Consider the following 21,101-nt stretch of genomic DNA (forward strand, 5'->3'; position numbering starts at 1 on the left):
GGGTTGTGAGGTTAAGCGAATAAGCGTACACGGTGGATGCCCTGGCAGTCAGAGGCGATGAAGGACGTGCTAATCTGCGAAAAGCGCCGGTAAGGTGATATGAACCGATACAGCCGGCGATGTCCGAATGGGGAAACCCGGTGCACTCAGTGCATCATCGCAACATGAATACATAGTGTTGCGAGGCGAACCGGGGGAACTGAAACATCTAAGTACCCCGAGGAAAAGAAATCAACCGAGATTCCCCCAGTAGCGGCGAGCGAACGGGGAGCAGCCCTGAACCATCATCAGTGTGTGTGTTAGTGGAAGCGTCCGGAATGGCGCACGATACAGGGTGAAAGTCCCGTACATGAAAATGCACATACTGTGAGTTCGAAGAGTAGGGCGGGACACGTGGTATCCTGTCTGAATATGGGGGGACCATCCTCCAAGGCTAAATACTCCTGACTGACCGATAGTGAACCAGTACCGTGAGGGAAAGGCGAAAAGAACCCCGGCGAGGGGAGTGAAAAGAACCTGAAACCGTGTACGTACAAGCAGTGGGAGCACCCTTTGGGGTGTGACTGCGTACCTTTTGTATAATGGGTCAGCGACTTATATTCTGTAGCAAGGTTAACCGTATAGGGGAGCCGCAGGGAAACCGAGTCTTAACTGGGCGTTAAGTTGCAGGGTATAGACCCGAAACCCGGTGATCTAGCCATGGGCAGGTTGAAGGTTGGGTAACACTAACTGGAGGACCGAACCGACTAATGTTGAAAAATTAGCGGATGACCTGTGGCTGGGGGTGAAAGGCCAATCAAACCGGGAGATAGCTGGTTCTCCCCGAAAGCTATTTAGGTAGCGCCTCGTGAACTCATCTCCGGGGGTAGAGCACTGTTTCGGCTAGGGGGCCATCCCGGCTTACCAACCCGATGCAAACTGCGAATACCGGAGAATGTTATCACGGGAGACACACGGCGGGTGCTAACGTCCGTCGTGAAGAGGGAAACAACCCAGACCGCCAGCTAAGGTCCCAAAGTCATGGTTAAGTGGGAAACGATGTGGGAAGGCTCAGACAGCCAGGATGTTGGCTTAGAAGCAGCCATCATTTAAAGAAAGCGTAATAGCTCACTGGTCGAGTCGGCCTGCGCGGAAGATGTAACGGGGCTAAACCATGCACCGAAGCTGCGGCAGCGACACTATGTGTTGTTGGGTAGGGGAGCGTTCTGTAAGCCATTGAAGGTGGACTGTGAGGTCTGCTGGAGGTATCAGAAGTGCGAATGCTGACATAAGTAACGATAAAGCGGGTGAAAAGCCCGCTCGCCGGAAGACCAAGGGTTCCTGTCCAACGTTAATCGGGGCAGGGTGAGTCGACCCCTAAGGCGAGGCTGAAAAGCGTAGTCGATGGGAAACAGGTTAATATTCCTGTACTTGGTGTTACTGCGAAGGGGGGACGGAGAAGGCTATGTCATCCGGGCGACGGTTGTCCCGGTTTAAGCGTGTAGGCTGAGATTCCAGGCAAATCCGGAATCTCTTAAGGCTGAGGCGTGATGACGAGGTGCTACGGCACTGAAGTGACAAATGCCCTGCTTCCGGGAAAAGCCTCTAAGCTCCAGGTAACACGAAATCGTACCCCAAACCGACACAGGTGGTCAGGTAGAGAATACCAAGGCGCTTGAGAGAACTCGGGTGAAGGAACTAGGCAAAATGGTGCCGTAACTTCGGGAGAAGGCACGCTGGCGCGTAGGTGAAGGGACTTGCTCCCGGAGCTGAAGCCAGTCGAAGATACCAGCTGGCTGCAACTGTTTATTAAAAACACAGCACTGTGCAAACACGAAAGTGGACGTATACGGTGTGACGCCTGCCCGGTGCCGGAAGGTTAATTGATGGGGTTATCGCTCTGCGAGAAGCTCCTGATCGAAGCCCCGGTAAACGGCGGCCGTAACTATAACGGTCCTAAGGTAGCGAAATTCCTTGTCGGGTAAGTTCCGACCTGCACGAATGGCGTAATGATGGCCAGGCTGTCTCCACCCGAGACTCAGTGAAATTGAAATCGCTGTGAAGATGCAGTGTACCCGCGGCAAGACGGAAAGACCCCGTGAACCTTTACTATAGCTTGACACTGAATATTGAGCCTTGATGTGCAGGATAGGTGGGAGGCACTGAAGTACGGACGCCAGTTCGTACGGAGCCATCCTTGAAATACCACCCTTTAATGTTTGATATTCTAACGTGGACCCGTTATCCGGGTTGCGGACAGTGTCTGGTGGGTAGTTTGACTGGGGCGGTCTCCTCCCAAAGAGTAACGGAGGAGCACGAAGGTTAGCTAATCACGGTCGGACATCGTGAGGTTAGTGCAAAGGCATAAGCTAGCTTGACTGCGAGAGTGACGGTTCGAGCAGGTGCGAAAGCAGGTCTTAGTGATCCGGTGGTTCTGAATGGAAGGGCCATCGCTCAACGGATAAAAGGTACTCCGGGGATAACAGGCTGATACCGCCCAAGAGTTCATATCGACGGCGGTGTTTGGCACCTCGATGTCGGCTCATCACATCCTGGGGCTGAAGTAGGTCCCAAGGGTACGGCTGTTCGCCGTTTAAAGTGGTACGCGAGCTGGGTTTAGAACGTCGTGAGACAGTTCGGTCCCTATCTGCCGTGGGCGCTGGAGAATTGAGGGGGGTTGCTCCTAGTACGAGAGGACCGGAGTGAACGCACCACTGGTGTTCGGGTTGTCATGCCAATGGCATTGCCCGGTAGCTAAGTGCGGAAAAGATAAGTGCTGAAAGCATCTAAGCACGAAACTTGCCCCGAGATGAGTTCTCCCTGACCCTTTAAGGGTCCTGAAGGGACGTTGAAGACGACGACGTTGATAGGCCGGATGTGTAAGTGCAGCGATGCATTGAGCTAACCGGTACTAATGACCCGTGAGGCTTAACCTTACAACGCCAGAGGCGTTTTGCAGAGACGCAAAGATTTTCAGTGAGTTCCTGATAGTTAAATTAAGAATTAGCAGTGCCCTGCGGACATGAGTGTTATCCGTAAGAGCAGAGCGGTTTTAAGAATTAGCGGGAATGAAAGATTTTCCGTTCAGACAAGGCGGCAAGCGCGTGATGAGAAGGAACATACATGAGTATGTGACTGAACAGCACGAGCGAAGCCAACACAGTATGAACGAAAAAGATTCATTCCGAGCACAGAATTTGCCTGGCGGCTAGAGCGCGGTGGTCCCACCTGACCCCATGCCGAACTCAGAAGTGAAACGCCGTAGCGCCGATGGTAGTGTGGGGTCTCCCCATGCGAGAGTAGGGAACTGCCAGGCATCCAATAAGACAAAAAGGCCATCCTGACGGATGGCCTTTTTGCATTGGTATTTCAGAAGACTGTTAACACACAACAAACCGGGACAGTGAAACGTCGCAGCGCCGGTAACAGTACAGGACAGTGAAACATCTGAGCCCGCACATTTATCGGCCAACAGGGAAACTCTGACTGATTTGGGTTAATTCTGTACCTGCAGCCTCAGAAGAGACCGCAGACAGGAGATTAATGCATATTATTGGCTGGAACATCCTGCCACTGGCAGTTGATCGTTTGCTTGCTTGCAGAACAATCACCGGTATGTACCACCATGGTTTCCTGTGGTTGCTGTTTTTTAGCTGCACAGGCAGCCAGCATGGCTGTAAAAAGTATTATGCCGAGAATGCGCATTTTAGGATCTCCCTGGACTCATCTGTTACCATAATAAACGACCCGTCTCATATTGTCCTGCCACTCAGATTATCTCCGGCCTTTTATAAACGATAAAGTCTGTTGCTCATTGCCCAGGCAGACTGGCATAGTGATTGCTTAATGATCTCTATATTCACTGAACGGATAAGACATTGCACTATGACAAAAAAAGCTGACCTTATACTGACGTTAAATGAGCATCACCGTTATGATTCTACTGGCGGGGGATCTCAGCCATTTAGCTGGCCGGAAGGAAAAGGCCTTGCAGTCTATGTTGCGATGAACCTGGAGCATTTCTCCTTTGGTTGCACAGAAGGGGCTAAAATATCACAAGCGGCGAACTCACTGGATATTCTGAATTACAGCTGGCGTGATTACGGAAATCGTGTCGGAGGCTGGCACCTGGCCGAATTATTTGAACGACTTGGGATACCGCCGGCAGTCATCGCTAATACCTCACTACTGGAACATTATCCGGAGCTACTACGACGATGGACTGCATTGCCTGGCAGTGAGTTAATTGGTCACGGCCATACAAATTCGCAGAGACAAGGTGATCTGAGCTCAGAAGATGAATCCAGGTTGATCAGTTACTGTCAGCTACAACTGAGCAGCTATCAGGGGGAAAAAGTTTCTGGCTGGTTGTCACCCTGGATTTCGGAGAGCCAGGAAACCCCTGACTTGCTGAAACAACATGATTTTGAGTACACGCTTAACTGGGCACATGACGATATCCCCGTGACCATGCATACCCGTCACGGAGAACTACTGTCTATTCCTTATCCTCAGGAAATTAATGATATACCTACGATCATTCCGAACGGGACTCCAATAGATACTTTTTGCCAGATGATTGAAGATCAATTTGCAGAATTGTTGGAGAGAAGCAGATTTTCGCCGCAGGTGATGGGTATTGCTCTGCACCCCTATATTGTTGGACAGCCATTTCGTTTTTACCGGTTAAAGAAAACGCTGACGGAACTGATGTTACGCCAGAATGAATTCTGGCTGACGACTCCCGGAGAAATTGCCCTCCATTATCAGCGTCTGAAAGCTGATTAACAGCAGGTGGGATAAATCTGCCGGAAAGAGTCAGACTCCTTCCGGTGAAATATTTCACAGGCAGCCAACTCCCGTTGGCTGATGCATTAGTATGGCGTTTCGAGGCTGTGCCTGAAAGCCGAAACAATCTGTGGGACATGTTGCAGGTTGATATGTCGATGGGTCACCAGACGAAGAACGCCAGGCCTCGCTGCCCGACACAGCATATTATTTTGCTCCAGTCGGCGGATAAATCGTTCGGTTTCATCCTGGCTTTCGGTACCCGGGGTGACCTGCAGGATATTAGTCTGCGGCGGCAGTTCACTGACCAGTGATGGTTTATAATGGCGTAGTTCCTGCCAGATAAGGTGTGCTGTCTTATGGTCCTCTTCCAGCCGCGGGATGCCTTGTTCCAGTGCCACAATACCAGCAGCCGCCATGATTCCAGCCTGTCGTAATCCTCCTCCGACCATTCTGCGGAATGTCCTGGCCCGTTGAATAAATGCTTCATCACCCGCCAGAACTGAACCCATCGGTGCGCTGAGCCCTTTAGATAAACAAAATGTGATACTGTCTGCACAGGATGCTATTTCTTTCAGGGTACGGCCACTGGCGACAACCGCGTTAAAGACTCTTGCACCATCAATATGAACCGGTACACCCGCCTCACGACTGAGACGAGATACTTCTCTCAGGTAGTCATCAGATAACACACTGCCACCCGAATGGTTGTGGCTGGTTTCCATACAGACTAATGCCGTCGGGCCCCCATAGCGGGAATAACTGCCACGTAGTTTTGTTTTCAGTTGTTGCAGGTCCATCTCTCCCCGGTGGGAAGTGATGGCATTACAGAACAGGCCGGCCAGGCAGGAAAGCCCTCCGGCTTCAGAAAGCAGCATATGGGCCTGACTGTCTACGATCGCTTCCAGACCACCTCTCTGATTATGAGTTAATGCTGAAATAACATTACCCATGGTACCGCTGGTGACAAATAAGGCAGCGGATTTTCCGGTAAGTTTAGCTGCTAAAGTTTCCAGCCGGTTTACTGTGGGGTCGCCTTCCAGAGTGTCATCACCCAGAGTGGCACTTCTCATTGCCAGCCACATCGCCTCTGTAGGTGTGGTAACAGTATCACTACGTAAATCAATCATTGGTTTTCCTGTGCAGTATTCAGAGGCTGAGGAGCAGAAAGTTCTTCACTGCTTTCTGGCTTAGCCCATTTCATGACCAGTTTAACGGCTACAGTATTACTGATGACATTTAAAGCCGTTCTTCCCATATCCAGAAATGCATCCACCCCGGCAATTACGGCTAAAGCTTCGACAGGAACGCCTATTGTACTGAGGACCATTGCTACGGCAACCAGCCCTCCGGAAGGTACGTTTGCACTGCCTTTACTGGCAAGGGTGGTAACAATGATAATTGACAGTAGATTTGGCCAGCTTAATGCAACGTGGTAAGCATCGGCCAGAAAGCCTACAGCCAAACCGAAATAGAGGATTGAGCCATCCCTGTTAAAGGCATAGCCTAACGGAAGAACCAGAGATGCGATGCTTTTCGGGACTCCATGAGCAATCAGTTTTTCAATGTGCAGAGGTAAGGTTGCTTCTGAGGAGCGCGTGGCAAATGCCAGTAAGAAGGGCTCACTTACCTCACGAAATGCTTTGACCGGTCGCTCACCTATCATTAGCAGTAGCAGTGCAAAAACCAGTAACAGAATGCCCAGCCCCAGATACATAACGCCAACCAGTTTTGCCAGAGCTATCAGGGTTCCGACACCTTTGGTGGCCAGTAACCAGGAGATGATGGCGAAAATAGCGACCGGAGAAAGGGCAATGATCCAGTCTGTAATTTTAAATACAGCACCCATCAAAGCATCTAATACATCGATTAAAGGTTTGGCCCTGTCACCGGTAACGGCTAAAGCAACTCCCAACAGTGCTGCAAAGACCAGCACGGGTAACAGGTTACCTCCGGACATAGCAACAACGATATTCGAGGGGATCATGTCCAGAAAAAATTTTGTCCAGTCCACAGAAACTGCAATATGTGCCGGCAGGGCTGCATGCTGTGACAAATCAGCCCCGGCCCCGGGATGAAAAATCTGGTTGAGAACCAGTCCGATAATGACCGAAACCACCGTTGCAGCCAAAAAATAAATCATACTGATCAAAGATACTTTGCCAAGCTGGCCGACTTTTTTACCCATCTGACAAATTCCGAGAGTGATTGCAGTAAAAACCAACGGAACCACAATCATTTTAACTGCCTGAATAAAAGCCGTGCCTACGGGCTGAAGGGTTGAGGCAAAATGGGGAAATAACAGGCCAGTGAGTGCGCCGATTATCAGACCACAGAGCATTTGCAAAGGCAGGGGAAAACGCTTCCTGAGCGACTTCCTGGCGGGAAGTTGAATGTGTTGCATTAGGTATTCTCCGGTAAATTTAAGGGGTAATGAGCATCATCAGTCGGGTGGTCATGGCATCCTGCAGGTGATCCTGAATTTTCTGCCGGGCGGCTTCAGCTTCGCCATTACAAATACATTCAATGATTTCAAGATGTTCTCTGATTGCCTGGCGGGTACGTTCCGGGTCGTAATTCTTGATTCCCTGTAAGACCAGACCACTTTGTAAACGCAGACTGGCGTACATCGTGATCAGCCTGAGGTTACCGGACATCCGGAACATCTCGTCATGAAACTGCCAGCCCAGTTCCTGTGCTTGTGTGGTATCGGGGTAGGGCTGACTGAGTAACTGACGCATCTTTTTGGAAATTGACATCAGGTTGTCAGGGTTCCCTTTTTGGGCAGCAAGACTGGCCGCCATACCTTCCAGTGCCAGCCGGACTTCATGGATCTCCTGTAAATCAGTCAGTGACAACTGACGAACGAAAGTACCCCGCATCGGAGAAACTTCAAGCAGCCCTTCCTGAGCCAGCATACGAATAGCTTCACGTACCAGCATACGGCCTACACCAAACTGCAATGAGATTCCTCGTTCTGAAAGCACTTCTCCTGGCTGCAATTCTTTATCGATAATCATCTGACGTAGCCGTAAATAAGTATCATTCCCCATGAAATTTTCCTCAGGTCTTCCACTGGTATACCAGGTGTGCAAATTTCATACCACTCACAAGGACAGAGTCGAATGTTTCTTATTTTCATTAGGTTATTTTTATGGATAAGGTGGGAAAACTATTATTTGCGGGGCGGGCCAAAAAATAATGAACCGGTATAGTGCGCTACAGGAAAGAAGCAGTGCAGTGAATCTCCGGGCAGATACTGAGCCTTTCCTACGGTGCTTATCATCAGCTTTAGTTCTTAATTAGGGGTTATCGGAAAACAGGGGGGTGATTATTCGTCAAAAACCGCCCATGATAGACAAGGCAATATTCTGAATAATAACCGCGCTTTTCCGGCGGATAACTCAACAGAGAGGTTCACATGTCAGGAATTTATGTCGTCTACTTTTCCGGCTATGGCCATACACAGCGGGTGGCTGAAAGTGTTGCTGAGGGGGCTCAGGCCGAATTAATTGCCATCGACAACAACGGTGAAATCACCGGGCAGGACTGGGAAAAACTGAACAGCGCAGATGCCATTATCTTTGGTGCGCCGACTTATATGGGAAGTGCTCCATGGCAGTTCAAAAAGTTTGCCGATGCCAGTTCTAAAGCCTGGTTTACCCGTCAATGGCAGGATAAAGTTTTCGGTGGTTTCACTAACAGTGCCAGTCTGAACGGGGATAAACAAAATACCCTGATCTTCTTCCAGACACTGGCTGCTCAACATGGCGGAATTTGGGTTAGCCTGGGGTTACTGCCTGCGAATACTTCTGCGGCAACCCGTGAAGACCTTAATAATCTGGGGGGATCGGCAGGCCCCTTAATTCAGTCACCTTCTGATGCAGGAGCTGATGTGATCCCTTCCGGAGATCTTGCTACGGCGCGTCAGTATGGCAGTCGCGTTGCCAGTATCTCTGCACGTTTAAAATAGCGATATGGCGAAAGACAGGAGGCACATAGGCTTCTGTCTTTCGCTGCAGGCCAACTCTTTAATAATTCCACTTATCCGGCCCGGTGGGAGACACTTTTCTATCCTGATTAACCGCAACGACCTGATCTTTCAGCCTCCCGATAGTTTTAACAATCTGCCGATATTTTCGCAGGTACGCTGGATATTTTCTGGTCCGCCGGAGAGCAAATTATCAATATTATCAGCCTGTGGAATAATACCGAAGATAGCATCGATGCCTTTGTCGTAGAGCACGTCGGTACCATTACCGATACTTCCCGCAACCGCGATGACCGGAACACCGACCGCTTTTGCCGCTTGTGCGACCCCAAAAGGGGTTTTCCCAAAACGAGTCTGGTGGTCAATGCGCCCTTCACCGGTGAAGCAGAAATCGGCGCCGGTTAGATGCTGTCGCAGTCCGCTATATTCGAGAACTATATCAATACCCTTACGGAGCTCACAGTGGGTAAAAGCCAGCAAGCCGGCCCCCAAACCTCCCGCCGCACCGGCACCAGGCTGACTGGCAATATCCTTACCCAGTTGCTGGTGAATTAACAGTGCGTAATGTGCCAGATTACTGTCGAGCAGCTCGACCATTTCCGGAGTGGCTCCTTTTTGTGGACCAAAAATAGCTGAAGCCCCTTGTTCGCCACATAACGGGTTAGTGACATCACAGGCCACCAAAATATTTACTGTCGACAGGCGAGGATCCAATGTCGAGATATCAATCTTTTCGAGAGCTCCCAGAGCACCTCCTCCGGCAGGAAGTTGCTGATTATCTTTACCGTAAAACCGGGCGCCAAGTGCTTCTGCCATTCCGGCTCCGCCATCATTTGTGGCACTGCCTCCAATCCCTAAAATAATTTTCCGGATCCCCTTATCAAGGCAGGCACGGATCAGCTGACCTGTACCATAGGTTGTTGTTTGCAGCGGATTACGTTCACCAGCGCGGGTATGCTGAATACCACTGGCAGAAGCCATCTCTATGAAAGCGATATTGCCATCGCCACTGATACCATAAGATGCTTCTACCGGAGTGCCGCAGGGACCAGTCACCATCATGGTACAAAGTGTGCCTTTGGTCGCATCAACCAGCGATTGTGTTGTACCTTCACCTCCGTCTGCCATCGGAACGTGAACATAGCGGGCATGCGGGTAAACAGCTCTCAGACCACGTTCCATAGCCACGCAGACCTCCTTTGCGGTCATGCTTTCCTTAAAGGAATCTGGTGCTAAAACAAAAGTTCTGATGTTCATATCGTCATCCTTTTTCAGACCTGATAGCCAACAATAGAGTGGCCACGATAATCATGGTACTGCCGCCTGCACCTCTCTCTGCCAACCCTGGCTATACGCTGTTTAATCGTTGAACCCTGCTTCGATTAATGTGCCGGAACTGTTGCTTTTGAAGCCCCGGGATCGAAAGCATAGCTGTGGCAGAAAGGTCGATTTGTCAGCCCCGGTGGATAAAAATAACGAGGCAGAGGTCGCTGGTGCAAAATGAAAAATATAGCGAAAAATCGCTTAGCAGAAGCACCGTATCTGACCTGCGGAAAATGTATGTTTATGGTACGAATTCGTTATTTTCGTCGTCATTTAAGGCATGCAAAACTGTTCCTGACTGCATACGGCGAGTGAAACAGGAGCCAACATGCTGAAGACGTGAGGTTTATTCTGGCATTGATAGCGGGGAGGAGCTATGTGCAGGCTAACTAAAATCAAGGTGATTTCTGGCCAATTTTTGTGTATTTACCCCATAGCATGAGAATAAGCTCACATTCCGGATATTAAGCAGTTTTACTAAACTGAACCGGCACAGGATATGCAAAAAAGCTGAGAGAAGGGTAAGACCCTGGCCATCACCATGTATCATGGTGGTCAGGGTACAGGTGCTCTGTACCCCGTTAATCATCAGTAATGATCCAGTCCCCTGTGCTCCGCCGCATTATAGCCAAAATAAGCCATCAACAGCGACAGTAGTACCAGAATCGTCAGTGGTGAGTGCCAGCTACCGGACAGATCGTGTAATTTTCCCATCAGTGGCGGACCGAATGCTGCCAACAGGTAACCGACGCACTGTGCCATCCCGGAGAGTGCAGCTGCCTGCAATGCTGACCCGGAACGTAATCCGATAAATGTCAGGCCAAGGATAATGACTGCCCCACAGCTAAATCCAAATAACGCTACCCAAAGTCCCGACAGTCCTGGAAGTGTGAGTAGCCCAAGTAGACTGAGGGTACACAGTAATACCAGTATCACCGTGATACCTTGCTGGCCTTTCAGCTTACGAAGGGCAATACCCGCCAGTAAGCCGGGAATTGCCGAAGTCAGCTGCATCAAACCATGCAGCGAGCCTGCCTGCTCACTGCTATAACCCTGGGTCGTCAGGATAGCCGGGAGCCAACTAACAATGACATAATAAATCAAAGAGTTAGATCCAAGAAATAACGTAACATGCCAGGCAATTTTCGAACGCCACACCAGCTGGTGCGCATTGCCAGCCCCTGCGATCACAGGAGCCGGGGCGGATGATCTCAGTTGCGGTAACCAGACTATCAGCGCGATCAGCGGGAAAATACCCAGTGTCAGCAATGCTCCTGTCCAGCCAATTCCCAGATGAGTTAAAGGTACCATTGCTGCCGATCCCGCGGCGGCAAACACCCCCATAACCAACGAATATTTACCAATAACCTCCGCTACCCGCTGTGGAAAGTGACGTTTTACCAGAGAGGGCAATAAGACATTACACAAAGCGATACCGCAACCAATAAGGGCGGTGCCGGGATAAAGTGTGAATAAACTCCCCAGAGAACGACAAATAATACCCAGGAGAATGATCAGCAGGGCTGCAAACAGTACCCGTTCAGCGCCAAAACGGTGTGCCAGCCCGGCCGAAATGGGGGAAATGATGGCAAATGCCAACAGGGGCAATGTGGTAAGAATACCGATACTGACATCGCTCAGTGAGAACGATTGTGATATTGAATGGAGTAAAGGTGATACGCCAGTGAAAGTCACCCGCAGGCATCCGGCTATCAGGAAAATACCCACAAGCAGCAGGGCAGAACTGGTTTTATTCAAAAGAGACCTCTTTCAGTCATTTAATCAGTGACCGATATCATAGCCGTTGCCCAAGGGTGTTAAATCAGGCTAAATTGACAATCAATCGCTGAATTCGGACAAATTATGCAATTTGAATTAATGCTTGATGGATATAATGCTGATAAGGATGATTCACCTGCGACAGCCTTTCGTATCGTTGGATCAGATAATCAGAGTGAATCTCCACCACATAGCCACCGTAAAGGTCAGCTAATTTTGGCTCTCCATGGGGGAGTGACCTGTCGTGTTTTAGATGCGTTGTGGAGTGTGCCGAAAAATTATGCTCTTTGGATTCCGGGAGGGATTGAACATTCCAATCATGTCACCCGTAACGCACGATTGTGTTTCGTGTTCATTGAACCCAATGCGACCGTGATGCCTGATTATTGCTGTACTCTGGCCCTATCGGCATTGGTGAGAGAGATCATTCTTCATCTGTGTACCACGGTTGGTCAACCGGATGATGCCGCCCGGCGTAGAATGGTTCAGGTATTGTTCGATCAACTACCACAGACGCCGAATAACCAGTATTACCTGCCTTACCCCGGGGATAAACGTTTGCGTAGAATGGTGGAGTATATGAGAACGTTTCCCGACAATATGCAGTCTCAGCATTACTGGGCTGTTGCTTTGGGGATGAGTGAGCGTAATTTATCGCGGTTGATTATTCGTGAAACCGGAATGAATTTTCGTCGCTGGAAACAACAATTGCAGTTAATTCTGGCCATTGAATATTTACTGGAAGGTGAAAGTGTTCAACAGACGGCGGTTCGGTTAGGATACGATTCTGCTACCGCTTTCATTAATATGTTTAAAAATTGTATGAAGCAGACACCCGGACATTGGCTGTCAATTCTGAACGATAATCAGAGGTAATTTAGTATATAATTTCCATTATTATTGGAATTTTCCGGGTTTAATTAATATTTCGGACTATTAACTTGTCTGGTTTAATTTTAGGTTTTTATGTTCTGTATCTTGTTTATATGATTATTTTATGTTCTTTGAAAATAAAACCATGATCATCTTCACATTATATAGAGCTATCCCTTTTCTGTATTTTTTTTATTGTTTATTTTATAGTCTCTGTTATTTAGTCAGGGTCGAGGATGATTATCTGGCGGGTATCATTTTTTTATTAAAAGGAATTAATATGAATAAGTTTTTTTATGCCTTTCTCTGTTATTGAGTACTGTAATCTGTAATGCCTCTTCGTTGAATAATGATGAAATTACTCTTTACTTCGCACGCCATGGTGAAACATTGCTTAATAGCTTTGACCATGTCCAGGGGTGGGCCGATGCTCCTTTGACCGCGGAGGGTAAAGAAGTGGCGCGTTATCTTGGGGCCGGACTGAAAGGTATCCCGTTTGATCGCTTTTACTCCGGAGATCTCGGGCGGCAGCGTGATACTTTGAAAATAGTTCTCCGTCAGACAGGCCAGTCACTGGCTGAGGTGACGGAACTTTCGGGACTGAGGGAGTCGTATTTCGGGAGTTTTGAAGGATTACGTAATGAAGAAATGAGGGATGCAAGTGCACGTGTACTTGGATTTAAAGATCAGGGCGAAATGCTGTCAGAAATGAAGTCCGGTAAAATTTCAATCAGACAATTACAGGATGCAATCTCAGCAGCAGACCCCGCAGGTCAGGCTGAAAACTATAATCAGGTAAAAACCCGTATCTATGCTGCGTTATCAGAAATTGTTGAATCAGCAAAAAAACAACAGGATAAAAATATTCTTATTGTGACATCAGGGATGACAATAATGAATTTGGTATATGAACTAACGGGTAAGCCGGTGCAAATTAAACCCTTAGAGAATGCTTCTGTTGTTAAAATTACTTATAGTAAAGGTAATTATATAATCAATGAGCCCGGAACATTAAAGTATGTAAATAACGGGAAAGTGTTACTGGATAAATAATGTTCAGTAAGTTTTATCATCAGGGAATATATTCTACCGTTGCCAGAGCATTAGTCTCGCTACGGGAGGTCAATATGGATGTCAGATACAGATCCTGGATATGGTTAATTATTTTTACCCCCGGAGTACAGGCGGGTGTTACCAATTCCGATTCTCAGGAAATAAATGAGGGGCCTGTCGGGTCGCCATGGTTTTCCTTTTTTGACCAGTCTGAGACGACGCTTTCTTTAAAGAATTACTGGAAGAGTCTGGATGAAGAAGAGAGTGGCAACCGAAAAACACACAGCGCATGGGGCCAGGGCGCTGAAGCCTCATTTCACTCGGGGGATATCGCCGGTATCCTTGGCGTTGATGTGACATGGACCAGGGTATTCAAACTGGCTGCCAGTGATTATTTTCAGTCGCGTGGAGTACTCTATGATTCAGCGCATCAGAATAAGAAAAGCAGTGCGGCGGGTTATCAAAAATTTGGACAACGTAATATCAGGCTGCAATACAGGCTTGCTGAGAACGATCTGAAAGGCCGAATCGGCTGGATGCCGTTGAAAAATCTCGGAGTAATTACTTCATCCAATCGCTTATCACTGACTACCTATTCTGGCTGGTATGCCGGTATTACTCATAACTCTCTTAGTTTGCAGGGGGGAATAGTCAGAAAATCCATGAGCAGAAGCTCTCCGGAAAATACCCGTTTTATGACCAATGACCGGCAGATGATCCGTTCACTGAACACACTGGATTTACGCTGGAATGACAAATCAAAAAATTTACAGTACGCCTGGGGTGAAAGCAGCGACTATCTCTCAAGGCATATATTACAAGCCACTGTTCGCCCGGTTAGCTCGTTGTCTCTTAATGGGCAAATATATCTTACCAGAGCATTAAAAAATTATCGGGCCATGACGGAAAAATACCGTGATTTTGATAGCAGGGCGCAGCATTTTGCTCTTGAAGCGCTTATTGAAAAAGAACGCTGGCAGACTCGCTGGTCACTTGCCTATACCTCCGCTCCAAGACAAAACAACGTAGGCACCTACCCCTATCATATGAGTAAAAATTCTCGCGGTACATTCAATGCTATGTCGAAAGCCGGTAATGATTACAACCGTGATCGCGAAAAAGTTTTGTCCGGATTGATTGGCTACCAGTTTACCCCGGAAATAAACCTGGGCTTTGTCGGCACGATTGCCCGGTTTAGTTATCAGTCTGTACCGGTAACCACCGGGGAGCTGAATTTTTTTACTCGCTGGAAGCCGGCTGAGAAAACATTACGTAATCTAACCGTTTCGGCAATGTTTGGACCCGGATGGTCTTATAAAACCAGCAGCGGTAAAACACCTCTTCTGAAAGATGCCCGCTTTCAGCGGGCAAACAGTTATGCCGGTGAGCTGGTGGCTGAATACAAATTCAGTCTGTATTAACCGTCGTGGTGTTAACTGTATTGGTTTGCAGGCCAGAGTCTCCTGATGGAGCGTTATGCCCTTACCACAGTAATTCCACAGGTCACTCAGACGGTCTTCAGCGATGAAGACCGTTATTCATTGTTTCGATAATTCCTGACAGTCTCTGGATGACATGTTGGGCTGCTCTCGAGAGTTGTCTGGAAGGTGCTGTGCATAAACCCAGGGTTATGGGTCTCATCTCACTGTTTTTCAGTGGGATAAAACATAACCGTTTCAGGATGATATCTTCCATCACATCCAACCGACTGAGCACGGAAATACCCGCTCCGCGGGTGACAAGACTGCGGATAAGACGAATATCATTACATGAAATAACGGATTCCGGTGACTGACCCGAACGATTGTAAAGTGACTGGACACGCTCATGCACCACCAGGCCGCCACCAGGGATGATATGTCGTTCGTCACGTAGTTCTGAAAGTGAAATAACAGAGCGTGAACTGAGAGGGTGTTCCGGAGGCAGGATCACACCCATTTCAAGTTCGGCGAAGGCGATCACCTCGATCCCACTGACAGCACCAGGATCGAGGATCAGACCGAAATCTACTTCTGAGTCTCTTACCATCCTGGTGACTACAGCACTACTTTCAACCATCAGTTGCAGATTGAGCCACTCCTGTTCGTGGGCAATGGCCGAAATTTCTCCGCACAATGCCCCTTCAGTCAGGGCCTGAACTAACCCGACGGTTACCTTGCCACGCTTAAGCCCCTGGATCTCATCAAAACGTTGCTGCGTCAGGCTGAAATCACGCTGCCAGCGAAGCAGGTCGCTGTAAAACAGTTCTCCTGCGGTTGTCATACGCATACCTTCAGGTAGCCTTTCGAACAAGGCAATCCCAAAACTGTCTTCTGCCTGCAAAATCTGACGATTAATCGCTGATGCTGAGACATGCAGCTTCTCGGCAGCTTTACGAAGGCTACCGCTACGGGCAACTTCCGCGAAATAGACAGCGAAACGTGAGAAAGGTGTCATGGATTACCTGTACAGTTTTTTGCAACACATATGTGCATTAATGCTGATGGACTGATACACCTTAGTTCACACAGAATGTCCTGACAATATCTAAGCCATTACACCTGACAGAAGTGGACGCTGCTATGAATAAAATTTCACCTCCTGCACATTGTACGTTTGAACCGGATGACTGGATGCGTCTGGCGCGTCACTGGCATCCGGTTGCCCGTTCAGTGGATGTCACGACTTCGCCTTACAAAACGGTGTTGCTGGATGAACAGCTGGTGGTGTACCGAACCGGTGAGGAGGTTGTCGTGGCAAAAGACATTTGTCCGCACCGTGGTGTTCCATTGAGTCTGGGATTTGCCGACGAAGGTGGCATTGTTTGCCCATATCACGGCCTGCGGTTCGGTGCCGGAGGGAGATGTAACCGTATTCCGTCAAGCCCCGATCAGGCCATTCCGGCAAAACTTAATCTCACCACCTTTGGTGTAGAAGAGCGTTATGGTCTGGTCTGGGTTTGCATGCTGCCTGACCCGGAAAATCCGGTCAGTCTGCCGGTGATGCCACTGTGGGAGGAACCAGGCTTTCAGCAGATTAACTGCCCCGGGTTTGATGTTAACGGATTTGCAGGACGTCAGGTAGAAGGGTTTCTTGATGTAGCCCATTTTGCGTGGATTCATACTGATACTTTTGCTGACCCTGAAAATCAGGTGGTGCCTGCGTATAACCCGGTGGATACCGGATATGGTTTCAGTGTTGATTACTGGAGTAGTGTCAGTAACTATGCCGCAGATTCTGAGGATAAAGCACCCGAAGGTTTTTTATGGCTACGGCACTTTGAAATGCACCTGCCTTTTACCGCCACGCTGACTATCCATTTCCCGGGCGAATCACGGCTGGTGATTATGAATGCTGCTTCACCGGTGTCGGCCAGGAAAACGCGCATGTTTGCCCCTATTGCCCGAAATTTTGATCTGCATATTCCGGTTCAGGATGTGTATGACTTTAATCAGCGGGTGTTTGAAGAGGACCGGCTGATGGTGGAAACACAGATGCCTGAGAATCTGCCGTTGGATATGACCCTGGAAGCTCACATTCCGGCAGACCGAAGCTCAATAGCCTATCGTCGTAGCCTGAAAAAAATGGGTTTCGGTGAGTTTTTCTTGGTCTAGGGAGCCAAATAATGACGATATCTGTTGATGTGATTGTCGATGCACTTTACCGCCAGGGAGATAATAACCTGGGGGTGACCCTGGTATCGCGGGATGGCCGGCCACTCCCTGAGTGGACGCCCGGTGCACATATTAACCTTCATCTGCGCAAAAATTTGATTCGCCAGTATTCTCTTACCGGTAAGGGAGATAATCCCTTTCAATACGAAATCTGTATCGCACGCGAGAAAACATCACGTGGGGGTTCTGCTTATGTACACGATGTACTGCGTCCCGGGCAGGTAGTGACAGTGTCTGCACCCAAAAATTTATTCCCGCTGGTTCCTGCGGAAAAGGTCATTTTACTGGCGGCGGGTATTGGTATTACGCCGCTCTATGCGATGGCGGAAGCGCTTGAAGCAACTGGCGTACCCTTTGTGCTTCACTATTATCTGAAAACCCGCAACAGTGCGGCGTTTACCCGCGAGCTTTCACGGCCGTTGCAGCATGGTCAATGCGATTTCTGGTATAGCAGTGACGGATATTCTCCCAGAACGCATATTCCTGAAGAATTACTGACTCCTTCTGCGGATACTCATATTTATCTGTGTGGCCCGGAAGGATTTATGACGCAAATGACGGAGAATGCTCTCCGGCAGGGCTGGCAGCAAGCCAGTATCCATACAGAGGCGTTCCGGCCACCGGAGATCCCACAGTCTGTTGATGACAGCGGTGCTTTTACCGTCACGTTGTCCTCAACCGGTGAACAGTTTACTGTCCCTGCAGATAAAACCATTGCTGTCGTGTTGCTGGAAAATGGTATCGATGTTCCACTTTCCTGCGAAATGGGTATGTGTGGCGCTTGCCTGACCCCGGTGGTTTCCGGCACGGTAGATCACCGGGACACCGTCCAGTCGGAGGGGGAAAAATCAGCCGACCAACAACATATCGCCCTGTGCTGCTCCCGCAGCCATTCCGGAGAGCTGGTGGTCGCTTTGTGATACAACGGGCTATGAAATTTTAAGGCAGAAATAAATTTGATAATTAAGCAAATCAACGGTACTTAAAAATAACGCCTAATTTGCGTTGCGGTAAGGATTAAGAAATAAACTTGCCAATATTCCATAAACAAAAAGGCACTGTCCTCGTCAGGAAAGTGCCTTTCTTTTCAAACTGTTACGTATGAGCGATTAGTTCATGCCGTATTTTTTCAGTTTTTTACGCAGAGTACCACGGTTAATACCCATCATTAGTGCTGCACGGGTCTGGTTGCCACGGGTGTACTGCATCACCATGTCCAACAAAGGCTGTTCAACTTCAGCCAATACCAGCTCATACAGGTCATTAACATCCTGACCATTTAACTGAGCAAAATAGTTCTTCAGTGCTTGTTTAACCGAGTCACGAAGTGGTTTTTGGGTTACCTGATCCTGTGAATTCACGGTAGAAACGGTCAGTACGTCAGAATTTACGCGTTGTTCGAACATAGTTCTTTCAGCTCTTTTTTTCGTTTACGCAAGATTTTCGAAGTATGCCTCCAACGCCTCCAGTTGTTCACTGGCATCCTCTATGGCGTTGAATGTGCGCCGAAACTGGTCATCAGGAGCATGTTCCTGCAGGTACCAGGAAACGTGTTTTCGGGCAATACGGTATCCTTTGCCATGACCATAAAAGTCGTGCAGCTGCCGTATGTGTCCAATCAGCATTTGCTTCACCTCAGCGAGTGGCTTTGGCGCAAGCAGCTCTCCTGTGTCCAGATAATGCTGGATTTCCCGGAAGATCCACGGTCTTCCCTGGGCTGCACGGCCTATCATCAGAGCATCCGCTCCGGTGTAGTCAAGCACAGCCCTGGCTTTATGCGGGTCAGTAATGTCTCCATTCGCGATGACGGGAATGGACACGTTCTGCTTAACTGTCCGAATGCTGTCGTATTCTGCGTTACCGTTAAACAGACAAGCCCGGGTTCGTCCGTGAATAGTTAACGCCTGAATGCCACAACGTTCAGCCAATTGGGCAATTTCTATACAATTGCGATTTTCGGTATCCCAGCCAGTACGAATCTTCAGAGTCACCGGAACATCAACTTCATTCACCACCGCCCGCAGGATAGACTCTACCAGCGACGGGTGTTGAAGCAATGCAGAACCAGCCATCTTTCGGTTCACTTTTTTGGCGGGGCAGCCCATATTGATATCAATGATTTGGGCGCCGGATTCTGCATTAATCCTTGCGGCCGCAGCCATCTCATCGGGGTCACCACCGGCAATTTGTACTGAGCGAATACCCGGCTCATCGCTATGCACCATACGCAATCTGGATTTGTCACTGGCCCAAACTTCCGGGTTCGATGACATCATCTCCGATACTGTCATACCTGCACCATTTTCGAAACAAAGCGTACGAAATGGCCTGTCGGTAATACCGGCCATTGGCGCAGCTATCAGTCGGTTTCGGAGCTGGTATGATCCAATGCGCATGGAAAAGAGATGACCTTATATGTTCGCAAGGCGGCGTATATTACGCATTTTTTTGCGAAGATGAAAGGCCAAACTTTGAACAATATACCGTCATTGATCACGTAAATTCATCTTTCCTGAATGATAAATTTAACATAAGTAAAAATATCAATAACTTAGACTGTCATCCAGGTATGGTCACTTAAAAAAATTCTTTCTTTTGCCCCGATATACCAGATAAAAAACAGCCCATGGGACAATTTACAGCATATCTGTAGTATAAAATTTGTCATAAAAGGGCAGATACCCACTAAAAAATCGCCAGACAGTTTTACTGACACGCATTTTAGCAGTAGGCACCAGAACGCAAATCCTGCAGCCTGGCCCCACAACCCTGTCGGAAACTTATCTCCGTTGACCTGTGATACGACACCACTCTTCTTTCTCAGCTACCGGATCCAGAACAAACTTATCTGTATAGGCTGAACAAACATCGTCGGCCTGACTTGCCAGCACACCAGACAGTGCCAGTTTACCGCCACTGACCGGCAGTACACCGATTAATGGGGCCAGTTCGCGAAGGGGGCCGGCCAGAATATTAGCGACGACGACATCTGCGCTCAGTCCGGGGGGTTGCTGATGTGGCAGGTAAAGATCCAGTTTGTCAGATACCCCGTTACGTTCTGCATTGTCACGGCTTGCCTGGATAGCCTGAGGATCGATATCGATTCCGATAGCATGACGGGCTCCCAGTTTAAGTGCGGCGATCGCCAGGATCCCGGAACCACAGCCGAAGTCGATCACCGTTTTTCCTGTCAGATCCTGACTATCCAGCCAGTTCAGACATAGCGAAGTGGTAGGGTGGGTGCCGGTACCGAAAGCAAGCCCAGGGTCCAGCATGACATTGACTGCACCGGGATCCGGGACTTCCCGCCAGCTAGGACAAATCCACAGCCGTTTACCGAAACACATTGGATGAAAGTTATCCATCCATTCACGTTCCCAGTCTTTGTCTTCAATCTGTTCAATTTTGTAGCGGAAACCCGGGCCCGGTTGTGGTTGCTGCTCCAGCATACCTATCACCTGTTGCATATCGGTTTCGGCATCGAACAAACCTATGGCATCCGTATCCCCCCACAACCTGGTCTCTCCTGGTAGTGGTTCATACACCGGGTTGTCGTGTGTATCCTGAAAAGTGACAGATACCGCACCACTTTCAATAAGTGCATCACCTGTCTCTTCAGCGTGAGCACCAGAGGTATTAATTTTGATTTGGATCCAAGGCAT

At 48.8% G+C, this 21,101-nt stretch carries 17 protein-coding genes and 2 rRNA genes; 9 read left to right on the forward strand and 10 right to left on the reverse strand.

What is annotated here, in order from left to right:
- Positions 1 to 9: 9 nt before the first annotated feature.
- Positions 10 to 2,915, forward strand: a 23S ribosomal RNA gene (locus tag HA49_RS19975).
- 264 nt (positions 2,916 to 3,179) lie between these two features.
- Positions 3,180 to 3,295 (forward strand): 5S ribosomal RNA (rrf, locus tag HA49_RS19980).
- Between the two features lie 224 nt (positions 3,296 to 3,519).
- On the opposite strand, the gene HA49_RS21555 is transcribed toward rrf, so the two are convergent.
- On the reverse strand, positions 3,520 to 3,684 hold the full coding sequence (locus tag HA49_RS21555; RefSeq protein WP_156994696.1) for a hypothetical protein: 165 nt from the start codon (positions 3,682 to 3,684) through the stop codon (positions 3,520 to 3,522).
- A gap of 180 nt (positions 3,685 to 3,864) precedes the next feature.
- On the opposite strand from HA49_RS21555, the gene HA49_RS19985 reads away from it, so the two are divergent.
- A complete protein-coding gene (locus HA49_RS19985) occupies positions 3,865 to 4,767 on the forward strand; it encodes a polysaccharide deacetylase family protein (protein WP_245610243.1) in 903 nt (300 codons plus the stop codon).
- An 86-nt stretch (positions 4,768 to 4,853) separates the two neighbouring features.
- On the opposite strand, the gene HA49_RS19990 is transcribed toward HA49_RS19985, so the two are convergent.
- From HA49_RS19990 to HA49_RS20000, 3 genes are read right to left on the reverse strand one after another with little or no spacing between them, the layout of a single operon-like run.
- Complete coding sequence (locus HA49_RS19990) at positions 4,854 to 5,897, reverse strand: threonine aldolase family protein (protein WP_038016757.1); 1,044 nt, start codon at positions 5,895 to 5,897, stop codon at positions 4,854 to 4,856.
- On the reverse strand, positions 5,894 to 7,171 hold the full coding sequence (locus HA49_RS19995) for a dicarboxylate/amino acid:cation symporter (RefSeq protein ID WP_072055971.1): 1,278 nt from the start codon (positions 7,169 to 7,171) through the stop codon (positions 5,894 to 5,896). Before HA49_RS19995 ends, HA49_RS19990 begins: the two co-directional genes overlap by 4 nt.
- Before the next feature lie 19 nt (positions 7,172 to 7,190).
- Entirely contained in the window at positions 7,191 to 7,820 is a 630-nt protein-coding gene (locus HA49_RS20000) for a GntR family transcriptional regulator (protein WP_038016760.1), read from the reverse strand.
- A 368-nt stretch (positions 7,821 to 8,188) separates the two neighbouring features.
- Between HA49_RS20000 and HA49_RS20005 the strand changes: the two genes are divergently transcribed.
- The gene (locus HA49_RS20005) at positions 8,189 to 8,740 is read left to right on the forward strand and encodes a flavodoxin family protein (protein WP_038016762.1); all 552 of its coding nucleotides are present in this window, start codon (positions 8,189 to 8,191) and stop codon (positions 8,738 to 8,740) included.
- Positions 8,741 to 8,869: 129 nt separating this feature from the next.
- Here HA49_RS20005 and HA49_RS20010 read toward each other — a convergent pair whose 3' ends face one another.
- Positions 8,870 to 10,015 carry a glycerate kinase family protein gene (locus HA49_RS20010; protein ID WP_038016764.1) on the reverse strand — a complete coding sequence of 382 codons (1,146 nt, stop codon included), beginning with the start codon at positions 10,013 to 10,015 and terminating at the stop codon, positions 8,870 to 8,872.
- 654 nt (positions 10,016 to 10,669) lie between these two features.
- The gene (locus HA49_RS20020; protein WP_038016769.1) at positions 10,670 to 11,839 is read right to left on the reverse strand and encodes an MFS transporter; all 1,170 of its coding nucleotides are present in this window, start codon (positions 11,837 to 11,839) and stop codon (positions 10,670 to 10,672) included.
- A gap of 105 nt (positions 11,840 to 11,944) precedes the next feature.
- Between HA49_RS20020 and HA49_RS20025 the strand changes: the two genes are divergently transcribed.
- The 3 genes from HA49_RS20025 (at position 11,945) to HA49_RS20040 (ending at position 15,207) form a co-directional block, all read left to right on the forward strand.
- The gene (locus HA49_RS20025) at positions 11,945 to 12,736 is read left to right on the forward strand and encodes an AraC family transcriptional regulator (RefSeq protein WP_038016771.1); all 792 of its coding nucleotides are present in this window, start codon (positions 11,945 to 11,947) and stop codon (positions 12,734 to 12,736) included.
- Between the two features lie 339 nt (positions 12,737 to 13,075).
- Positions 13,076 to 13,786 carry a histidine phosphatase family protein gene (locus tag HA49_RS20035; protein WP_245610245.1) on the forward strand — a complete coding sequence of 237 codons (711 nt, stop codon included), beginning with the start codon at positions 13,076 to 13,078 and terminating at the stop codon, positions 13,784 to 13,786.
- Positions 13,786 to 15,207, forward strand: coding sequence for an OprD family outer membrane porin (locus tag HA49_RS20040; protein WP_052752563.1), 1,422 nt, complete (start codon positions 13,786 to 13,788; stop codon positions 15,205 to 15,207). Before HA49_RS20035 ends, HA49_RS20040 begins: the two co-directional genes overlap by 1 nt.
- A gap of 97 nt (positions 15,208 to 15,304) precedes the next feature.
- On the opposite strand, the gene HA49_RS20045 is transcribed toward HA49_RS20040, so the two are convergent.
- Positions 15,305 to 16,222, reverse strand: a complete 918-nt coding sequence (locus HA49_RS20045) for a LysR family transcriptional regulator (protein WP_038016773.1) — start codon at positions 16,220 to 16,222, stop codon at positions 15,305 to 15,307.
- Positions 16,223 to 16,347: 125 nt separating this feature from the next.
- On the opposite strand from HA49_RS20045, the gene HA49_RS20050 reads away from it, so the two are divergent.
- Entirely contained in the window at positions 16,348 to 17,379 is a 1,032-nt protein-coding gene (locus HA49_RS20050; protein ID WP_038016775.1) for an aromatic ring-hydroxylating oxygenase subunit alpha, read from the forward strand.
- Between the two features lie 11 nt (positions 17,380 to 17,390).
- Positions 17,391 to 18,359 carry a PDR/VanB family oxidoreductase gene (locus HA49_RS20055; protein ID WP_038016777.1) on the forward strand — a complete coding sequence of 323 codons (969 nt, stop codon included), beginning with the start codon at positions 17,391 to 17,393 and terminating at the stop codon, positions 18,357 to 18,359.
- A 189-nt stretch (positions 18,360 to 18,548) separates the two neighbouring features.
- On the opposite strand, the gene fis is transcribed toward HA49_RS20055, so the two are convergent.
- The 3 genes from fis to prmA all read right to left on the reverse strand — a co-directional run bounded on the left by fis (position 18,549) and on the right by prmA (position 21,101).
- A complete protein-coding gene (fis, locus tag HA49_RS20060) occupies positions 18,549 to 18,845 on the reverse strand; it encodes a DNA-binding transcriptional regulator Fis (protein WP_000462905.1) in 297 nt (98 codons plus the stop codon).
- 24 nt (positions 18,846 to 18,869) lie between these two features.
- Complete coding sequence (gene dusB, locus HA49_RS20065; RefSeq protein ID WP_038016779.1) at positions 18,870 to 19,835, reverse strand: tRNA dihydrouridine synthase DusB; 966 nt, start codon at positions 19,833 to 19,835, stop codon at positions 18,870 to 18,872.
- A gap of 384 nt (positions 19,836 to 20,219) precedes the next feature.
- Positions 20,220 to 21,101, reverse strand: a complete 882-nt coding sequence (gene prmA / locus HA49_RS20070) for a 50S ribosomal protein L11 methyltransferase (RefSeq protein WP_038016781.1) — start codon at positions 21,099 to 21,101, stop codon at positions 20,220 to 20,222.

The organism is Tatumella morbirosei (genome assembly GCF_000757425.2).
Classification (GTDB): domain Bacteria; phylum Pseudomonadota; class Gammaproteobacteria; order Enterobacterales; family Enterobacteriaceae; genus Tatumella; species Tatumella morbirosei.